The organism is Geminicoccus flavidas, assembly GCF_009806515.1.
Taxonomy (GTDB): Bacteria; Pseudomonadota; Alphaproteobacteria; order Geminicoccales; family Geminicoccaceae; genus Geminicoccus; species Geminicoccus flavidus.
Genome location: NZ_WUJP01000989.1, coordinates 1 through 8,114, shown reverse-complemented (window position 1 = coordinate 8,114; position 8,114 = coordinate 1). Strand labels below are relative to the sequence as shown.

General features: G+C 69.6%; 8 protein-coding genes and 1 pseudogene. 7 read left to right on the top strand and 2 right to left on the bottom strand.

Translation table 11 applies throughout. The features are described from left to right. Positions 1-209 precede the first annotated feature (209 nt). The 3 genes from EQG76_RS28135 (at position 210) to EQG76_RS28115 (ending at position 4,036) form a co-directional block, all read left to right on the top strand. On the top strand, positions 210-1,985 hold the full coding sequence (locus EQG76_RS28135) for a calcium-binding protein (RefSeq protein WP_159718412.1): 1,776 nt from the start codon (positions 210-212) through the stop codon (positions 1,983-1,985). Between the two features lie 187 nt (positions 1,986-2,172). Further along, positions 2,173-3,744, top strand: a complete 1,572-nt coding sequence (locus EQG76_RS33095; RefSeq protein WP_321573528.1) for a calcium-binding protein — start codon at positions 2,173-2,175, stop codon at positions 3,742-3,744. A gap of 136 nt (positions 3,745-3,880) precedes the next feature. Then, positions 3,881-4,036: a DUF3309 family protein gene (locus EQG76_RS28115; protein WP_159718411.1), complete on the top strand. Its 156-nt coding sequence runs from the start codon at positions 3,881-3,883 to the stop codon at positions 4,034-4,036. A gap of 57 nt (positions 4,037-4,093) precedes the next feature. Here EQG76_RS28115 and gpt read toward each other — a convergent pair whose 3' ends face one another. Then, positions 4,094-4,594, bottom strand: coding sequence for a xanthine phosphoribosyltransferase (gene gpt / locus EQG76_RS28110; RefSeq protein WP_159718410.1), 501 nt, complete (start codon positions 4,592-4,594; stop codon positions 4,094-4,096). Positions 4,595-4,754: 160 nt separating this feature from the next. Between gpt and EQG76_RS28105 the strand changes: the two genes are divergently transcribed. The 4 genes and pseudogenes from EQG76_RS28105 to EQG76_RS33755 all read left to right on the top strand — a co-directional run. Further along, positions 4,755-4,955 carry a DUF1192 domain-containing protein gene (locus tag EQG76_RS28105; protein ID WP_159718409.1) on the top strand — a complete coding sequence of 67 codons (201 nt, stop codon included), beginning with the start codon at positions 4,755-4,757 and terminating at the stop codon, positions 4,953-4,955. Between the two features lie 7 nt (positions 4,956-4,962). Beyond that, a complete protein-coding gene (locus EQG76_RS28100) occupies positions 4,963-5,493 on the top strand; it encodes an NUDIX hydrolase (protein ID WP_159718408.1) in 531 nt (176 codons plus the stop codon). Positions 5,494-5,578: 85 nt separating this feature from the next. Further along, on the top strand, positions 5,579-6,256 hold the full coding sequence (locus EQG76_RS28095) for an HAD family hydrolase (RefSeq protein ID WP_200841192.1): 678 nt from the start codon (positions 5,579-5,581) through the stop codon (positions 6,254-6,256). Between the two features lie 120 nt (positions 6,257-6,376). Next, a pseudogene (locus tag EQG76_RS33755) lies at positions 6,377-6,802 on the top strand (GNAT family N-acetyltransferase); the annotation flags it as partial. A 108-nt stretch (positions 6,803-6,910) separates the two neighbouring features. Here EQG76_RS33755 and EQG76_RS28085 read toward each other — a convergent pair. Further along, positions 6,911-7,810, bottom strand: a complete 900-nt coding sequence (locus EQG76_RS28085) for a heme-dependent oxidative N-demethylase family protein (RefSeq protein WP_159718404.1) — start codon at positions 7,808-7,810, stop codon at positions 6,911-6,913. Between the last annotated feature and the right edge of the window lie 304 nt (positions 7,811-8,114).

The window sequence follows — 8,114 nt, the reverse complement described above, 5'->3', positions numbered from 1 at the left end:
TCGCAGCCGGGCGCTAGAAAGGGGGGCGGGTGATAGAGCCATCACCCGCCCCTGCCGTTTCCGGAGCGGCCCTGGTCCAGTGGACAGGCCGAAGGTTTCGCTTATGTCTTCTTCAGGGCGGAGTCATGATCCGTCCGCCGCCTCTGCCACGCCTGGGGGCGGCTGCGTCAGTAGGCCTCGAGGTCGGCAAAGAAGAAGAGGGTTGAGCCGTGGCGAAGATCACCGGGACGACCGGCGCGGACCGGCTTATCGGCAAGTCGGAGCACGACGAGATCAGCGGCTTCAGTGGGGATGACTGGCTGGAAGGCGGCGGCGGCGACGACGTTCTGCTGGGCAATGCCGGCAACGACGTCCTGACCGGCAATAGCGGCAATGACCGGCTGGAAGGGGCGTCGGGTGCCGACCGCTACATCTTCCGCGCCGGCGACGGCGACGACGTGCTGATCGACAACCGCGCCGACACGACCATCCAGTTCGGCCAGTCGGTGGATCCGGGCAGCGTGCGCCTGGTGCGCCAGGTGGTGAACGGCGACGTGACGCCCGGCGATGCTGGGTTCGTCATCCATTACGGCAACGGTGATTCCATCACGATCACCAAGGGCCTGCCCGAGACCATCGTCTTCAGCGACGGCAGCCGGCTCGACCGGACCGTGTTCAACGGCACCAATGGCGACGACCGGCCGCTGTTCGGCAGCTTTCTCGACGACACGCTGCGCGGCCTGAACGGCAATGACGTGCTGGACGGCCGCAGCGGCGACGACCTGATCTCGGGCGGCAACGGCAACGACGTGCTGCGCAGCAGTGCCGGCGCCGACCGGCTGCTGGGCGGTGCCGGCAACGACATCTACGAGATGAGCGGCGGCCACGGCATCGAGATCATCGACGATTCGGGCGGCACGGCCGACGGGATCCGCTTTGGTGCCGGCATCCGCTTCCAGGATCTGGCCTTCGCCACGGCCGGCGAGGATCTGACCATCCGATATGCCGGCAAGGCCAGCCCGCTCGCCATCACCCTGGTGGGCAAGGCCGATGCCGGCGGCATCGAGCAACTCCAGTTCGCGGACGACCCGACCGTCTATCGCTGGAACGGCAGCGCCTTCGCCAGGCCGACGGACCCCCCGGACAACCCTCCCAGCAATCCCCCGGACAACCCGCCGAACAATCCGCCGGGCGGGGGCAACGATCCGGACCCGGCGGCACCCCCGGTCACCACCGATGGCCGGGACGTCGTCCCGGGACGTGACGGCGACGACGTGATCGACGGGCGCGGCGGCAACGACACGATCTTCGGCGGCGATGGCGACGACCATCTGAAAGGGAGCAACGGCGACGACTTCCTGGTCGGCGGTGCAGGCAACGACCGGCTGGAGGGCGGGTTCGGCAACGACAACCTGGACGGCGGCGCCGGGGCCGACCTCCTGTTCGGCGACAATGACGACGACTTCCTGAAAGGCTCGTCCGGCGATGACGAGCTGACCGGCGGCAATGGCGACGACCTCCTGTTCGGCGGGGTCGGCGACGACCGGCTGCTCGGCCAGGGCGATGACGACCGGCTGCGCGGCGGGGTCGGCGACGACCGGCTGCTCGGCGACAGCGGCAATGACGAGCTGGATGGTGGCAGCGGCGACGACCTGCTGGACGGCAGCTTCGGCAACGACCTCTTGAGCGGCGGCGCCGGCAACGACCGGCTGCTCGGCGGCAACGGCAACGACGACCTGCGCGGCAGCTTCGGCGACGACATCCTGGAAGGCGGCTCGGGCGACGACCTGCTGCGCGGCGGGGCTGGCAATGACGTGCTGGACGGCGGCGGGGCGCGCGACATCGCCTTCTTCAACGGGCCGCGCAGCGAATACACCGTCACCGAGCGGGCCGACGGCAGCACGGTGGTGGCGCATGTGGCACCAGGTCAGGCCTGGGGCACCGACGTGCTGCGCAACATCGAGCTCCTCGAGTTCGGCGGCGGCGTGCGGATCGCGATCGGCTGAGGGATCTGCTTGGGCCGGGCCGGTGCGGCAACCGGCCCGGCCCTCTCCGGTTGGAGCCCGCTGGCTTTTCCCCTAAAGCCGTCTGGAGTGATGCCGGCCGGTTTCCGGCAGATCCATGGTCGTGACGCGGGCTGCCCAGGTCGTAACCTTGGCTTCGTCCGGAAGACAGGACAGGAAGGGCGAGAACGTGGCGAACATCTCCGGCACGGCTGGTGCGGACACGCTGGTGGGTACTGCCGGCGACGATGTGATCAACGGTGCGGCCGGCGCCGACGTGCTGCGCGGCCTTGCCGGCAACGACGTCTACACGTTCAAGCCCGGCGACGGCATGGACGTGATCCAGGACGCGGGCGGCACCGACCAGATCCAGCTGAGCGGCGTCGATCCAGCCAACGTGTTCCTGTGGCGCGGCGATGGCCGGGCCTATGCGACCCTCGGCGCCACCGCCGAGCACCAGCTCTTCATCTTCTACAGCCTGACCGACGTCATCCGGGTCGACAACTTCTTCAGCGGTAATGGCCGGATCGAGAGCATCCGCTACGCCGACACCGGCCAGGTGCAGCCGCTGACGGCGGGCAACCTGACCTTCACCGGCTCGGCCGGGGTCGACCATCTGCTGGGCTCGGACGACGACGACAACATCGTGGGCGGCGGCGGCAATGACCGGCTGGAAGGCCGGGCGGGCAACGACCGCTACTATTTCAGCGCCGGCGACGGATTCGACGTGATCGTCGAAACCGGCGGCCAGGCGGATACCATCGTGTTCGGCCAGAACGTCGTGCCGTCGGCGGTCACCTATGGGCGCGGGCAGGCAGCCGATGGGCTCGACAGCAACGACCTGGTGATCGGCTATGGCGGCGGCAGCCGCATCGCGATCCTGGACTATTACAGCAACGTCGCAGCCCGGGTCGAGTTCGTCCGCTTCGAGGCGAACGGCTCGGAGATCATGTTGCCGGGTGCCCGCGCGGCTACGCGGCCTACCACCGAGGGTGCCGACGTGGTGGCCGGCCGCGACGGCGACGACGTGATCGACGGCAAGGGCGGCAACGACGTGCTGTTCGGCGGCGCCGGCAACGACATCATCCTGGGCGGGCTCGGCGATGACCTCCTGGTAGGGGGACTGGGCGACGACCGCCTGCTGGGCGGTGCCGGCAACGACACGCTCGATGGCGGTGCTGGCAACGACTATCTGGCCGGTGACGACGGCGACGACTTCCTCAAGGGCGGCGAGGGCGACGACGAGCTGCGCGGCGGCGGCGGCAGGGACCTCCTGTTCGGCGGGATCGGCGACGACGTGCTCTACGGCGACAGCGGCAACGACCAGCTGCGCGGCGGGGTCGGCGACGACCTACTCAATGGCGGGGAGGGCGACGACGACCTGGATGGGGGCAGCGGCAGCGACACGGTCTTCGGCGGGGCCGGCAACGACCTGATCGCCGGCGGTGCCGGCGACGACATCCTGCACGGCGAGGCGGGCGACGACGTGCTGCGCGGCAGCTTTGGCAACGACCAGCTCTACGGGGGCGACGGCAACGACACGCTGCACGGCGGCACCGGCGACGATGTGCTGAACGGCGGCGCCGGCACCGACATCGCCCTCTTCAATGGGCCGCAGTCCGACTACTCGATCGTCAAGCAGGACAGCGGCAACGTGGCGGTGCTGTTCATCGGCGCCGGCGAGGTCGACTACGGCCTGAGCGTGCTCGTGAACGTGGAGTGGATGCGCTTCGGCAATGGCGGCCTGGTCTCGACCGGCTGAACGCGTCAGGAGTACCGCGGTACGCAGCCGTCCGACCGGGGCAGGAACCACACTTGTTTTGCTTGGTTATTTCCCTGTGGCGTATGCTTGGGCTCACCAGATGGCGGTGGCCGGCACGCGATCGGGAGTGCTGTTCATGCTCGGTACGATCTTGCTGATCATCCTCATCCTGCTGCTGATCGGTGCCTTGCCGAGCTGGGGCTACAGCCGCAGCTGGGGCTATGGGCCGACCGGCATCCTGGGCGTGATCCTGCTCGTGGTCCTGATCCTGGTGCTGATGGGACGGATCTGAGCCGGCCCGCCCGCTGCTCGCGACCTCCGGAGCGGGCAGCGGGCGGGCGGCAAGCGCCTAGTCGCCGCGCCCCCCATTGCGCAGCCGCTCCGAGGCCGGTGGCGCATAGGTCGGCTCGCTGTCCCAGGGGAACAGGATCCAGGTGTCCTGGCTCACCTCGGTGATGAAGGTGTCGACCAGCGGGCGGCCCAGCGGCTTGGCGTAGATCGTGGCAAAATGTGCCTTGGGCAGGAGCTGGCGCACGATCTTGCCGGTCTGGCCGGTGTCGACCAGGTCGTCGATCACCAGCCAGCCGCTGCCATCGCCCGCCGCCACGCTCGGCTTGACGATCTCGGGCTCGCGCTGGTCCTGGTGGTCGTAGGACGAGATGCCGATCGTATCGATGATCCGCACGTCCAGTTCCCGGGCGATGATGTGCGCCGGTACCAGGCCGCCGCGGGTGACGGCGATGATACCCCGCCAGGGGCCGAGGCCCGCCAGGCGCCAGGACAGCGCCTTGGCGTCGCGGTGGAGCTGGTCCCAGTGGACCGGAAAATAGCGGCGCGCCGGTTCGGCCATGATCGGACTCCAGGATGCCCGGGCCGGCCGGGACCGGGCAGGGGGCGGTGCGGGGCGTGACCCCGAGGGCTGGCCCCTCGCGAGCATTGCCATCGCCACCTTGTCAAGTTCGACGGCGCGACCGACTATCCGCGCCCGGGCAGGATCAGGCGAGGAGGCCATGCAGGACGACGACGAGCCGCGGTTCCGGCGTACGCAGGACCTGACTGTTCCAGGTGATCTTACTCGCCTGTCGGTGGAAGAGATGACCAGGCTGCGCGACCGGCTGAAGGCCGAGGTCGAGCGGCTGGACGCCGAAATCGCCCGTCGCGACGACGTGCGGCGCGCGGCCGACGCGCTGTTCAAGAAGCCGGCCGGCTGAACCGGACATGCGCTTCTGTGCCACCTGCGGCGCCGACGTCGCGCTGTCCCGGCCCGAGGGCGACGATCGCGAGCGCTTCGTGTGCACCGGCTGCGCCACCATCCACTACGTCAACCCGAAGATCGTGGTGGGTTCAGTGTGCACGCTGGGTGACCGGCTGCTCCTGTGCCGCAGGGCCATCGAGCCGCGGGTCGGCTACTGGACGATCCCGGCTGGCTGGCTGGAGACCGGGGAGACCGTGGAGCAGGGTGCCGCCCGCGAGGCCTGGGAAGAAGCCTGTGCCCGGATCGAGATCGAGGGCGTGCTGGCGGTGTACTCCATCCCAAGGATCGCCCAGGTGCAGATCCTGTTCCGGGCGAGACTGGTCGACGGCGAGGTGGCACCCGGCCCGGAGAGCCAGGAGGTCCGCCTGATCGGCTGGGACGAAATTCCCTGGGACGAGCTGGCGTTCCCCACGGTAGGCTGGGCGCTGCGCCGCGCCCGGGAAATCCGCGACCAGGACCAGTGGATCACCGGCCTCAATCCCGAGCCGATCTAGCCCCAGCCCAGCCCAGCCCAGCCCAGAGCCGATCCGGCTCGATCCTTTCCGCCCGCTCGGGCATTTCCTGTCCAGGAGACGCTGCTTGTCCCGCTTCGACCTCGTGATCTTCGACTGTGACGGTGTCCTGGTGGACAGCGAGTTCGTGTCCATCGGCCGCGAGGTCAAGGCGCTGCATCTGCTCGGCTGGCCGATCGAGCTGGACGAGGCGCTGGAGCTGTTCGTGGGTCTTTCGCAGAAAAGCGCCAACGAGATCATCGAGCGCAAGCTCGGCCGGTCCCTGCCCGAGGACTGGGGCAGGAAGCTACAGGCCGAGGTGGTCGAGGCGTTCGAGACCGAGCTGGTCGCCATCCCCGGCATCGCCGAATGCCTGGACCGGCTGACCCTGCCGCGCTGCGTGGCCTCCTCCTCGCTGCCGGCGCGCATCCGCCGCTCGCTTGAGATCACCGGCCTCCTGCCCAAGCTCGACCCGCATCTGTTCAGCTCGTCCATGGTGGCGCGCGGCAAGCCCGCCCCCGACCTGTTCCTGCACGCCGCGGCGACGCTCGGCCATGCGCCTGAACGCTGCGTGGTGATCGAGGACAGCCCAGCCGGGGTCCAGGCGGCGGTGGCGGCCGGCATGACGCCGCTGGGCTTCACGGGCGGCCGCCATGCCGGCAGCGAGCGCTGGAAGCAGCGCCTGCACAATGCGGGTGCCGAAACCGTGTTCGGGGAGATGCGCCGCCTGCCCGATCTACTGGACGAGCTGCAGTCCGGGAGTTGACAGGTGCGAGAAGTGGCCCGATACGCCTGGACCATGTACGACACCCTGTTCCTCCTGTCGTGGGATCTGCGACGACGATTCTGACGCGGTGAGCCCCTGCCGGCCTCGCCGCCCTGCCGCATGCGCTATTCGATGGCCTGCGGTCCGAGCGTCGTCCTCCCCCCGGGATGGGGAACAGCCATGTCCTTCTTGTCGGTCCGGCCCGAGGCCCAGTTGGAGGGGCCTGCCATCGAATTGCTGCTCGACCGCTCGTTCGGCAGCGATCGCCGCCGCAAGATCTCCTACCGCTATCGGTTCGGCGTGCCGCCGATCCGGCCTCTGTGTATGGTGGCGCTGGACGACCGTGCCGGCATGGTCGGTGCCATCCGCTACTGGCCGCTGCTGGTGGGCGACCGGCCCGGCCTGCTGCTAGGACCGCTGGCGATCGACCCAGCCCGGCGGGGGCAGGGGATCGGCCGGCTCCTGATGGCGCGCAGCCTCGAGCGCGCCGCGACGGACGGCTGGCAGCACGTCTATCTCGTGGGCGATCCCGGATATTATCGCCAGTTCGGCTTCGACGTGGTGGCGCCGGGCCTGGTGATGCCGGGCGAGAACCCAGCCAGGCTCATGGGCCGCAGCCTCGGCAGCGCACCGCTGCCGGAAGCGGGCGTGCTGCTACCCTGGCCCGCCGGCCGGCACCTCGTCCCCGGCCAGCCGGTCCAGCCAGGCGAGCAGCGGCGGGCCCATGACGTGGAAGCCCTTGTAGCCGGCCATCCGCTCCGGCATCTCGCGGATCCGCTCCGCCAGGGCGCGGGCGTGGCTGGGCCGGGCGATCGCGGTGCCGATGGGGGTCACCGTGGTGTGGATGGTGAACAGGATGTCGCCGGAGCGCTGCAGCCGGCGCAAGGTCTGGCGTTCGACCCGGAGATGAAGCTGGCGCTCGACCGGCTGCTCCGGATCGAACGGGCGGCGCGTCCGATGGGCCGGTAGGAACAGTTCGTCGGTCTCGGCGATCGCCCAGTTGATCCGCCAGACCGGGCGCTCCGCGGTGAGCGTGGCCAGGAACCGGTCGGCGGTGGGCCCCAGCCGCTCGTCGAGGCCCGGTACCGGCGCATGGATCCGTGCCATGGGCTGGCCGAGCTTCTCGGCGAGGCTCCAGTGCGAGGGAAAGCACAGCACCGCGGCCGCCAGCTCGTAGCCCTCCGGCCCCTTGCGCATCACGCACAGATCCTCCTGGACCAGCCGGCCGGCCGTCACCAGGGGCGGCTCGCCGCCAAGGTCGATCCGCCGGCCGTCCAGCCGGTCCACCAGCGCCCCGTCGACCTGCTGCCAGCGCTCGGGAAAGCGCCTTGGCAGGAACTCGACCAGCAGGGCCAGCACCTCCGCGCAGGTCGCCTCGCTGCCCGCCACGGCCGCCACCACCTCGCCCTGCCGCTCCGCCAGGAGCCGCTCCCGCTCTTGCATCTGCCGCGCATGCTGGGCGTCGATCACGAGCCAGTCGTCCGGCTCCAGCCGGCGCAGCCCCATCGACATCTGCCACGGACCGCCCAGGAAGGGCAGGAGTGCTTCGTTCATGGGAGCTTCCTAGCTGGCACCGCGCAATTCTGTCGATGCTCGGGCGAATGCGGCCAGGACGATGTGCCGGATGGTGGCGTGGTCACTTCGGGAGGCGGCAAGGCGGGCAGGCATCGGGGCTGCACTGGAAACATCACCCGTGGCCGGATGACGCATGGTGACCCAGCCACGCCTGCCCGCATCCAGCGGCATGTCAGCCAGCACAGCCCGGAGCTCGTGCCGAGGACTGCCCCGACCCTAGGTCGTGTCACCAAAGTTGCGCAGCCAGACCATCAGTGAGGCGATCTGGACGAAGGCGAGGTAG